Annotated in this window: 1 pseudogene; it reads left to right on the top strand. The window is 48.4% G+C overall.

Annotated features, from left to right (window positions below):
- Nucleotides 1–282, top strand: a pseudogene (locus A3751_RS02510) (recombination factor protein RarA); the annotation flags it as partial.
- Nucleotides 283–353: the final 71 nt, after the last annotated feature.

Genomic DNA, 353 nt, shown 5'->3' with positions numbered 1-353 from the left:
AAGGCCTTTGTTAATGCGGATCGACACAGAGATGTGCCGATGCATTTGCGTAATGCGCCCACTAAGCTGATGAAAGAGCAGGGCATGGGGCTCGAATATCGATATGCTCATGATGAACCGGGTGCATTTGCGGTGGGAGAGTCCTATTTTCCGGAGGAACTGGATGGAACCGAGTTTTATCAGCCGGTTGAAAGGGGGCTTGAGATTAAAATCCAGGAGCGCCTCAACCAATTACGTGACCTAAATCATCATGCTGCAAGCAAACGATATCCGAAAGAATAAGTCGGATGAGTGCGTGTATGAATATCGGTATGAATACGAGGATGTATGCGCCTGAGCACGTTTTTGCCCTG

Source organism: Oleiphilus sp. HI0080 (genome assembly GCF_001635135.1).
This window is presented reverse-complemented; position numbering and strand designations above follow the sequence as displayed.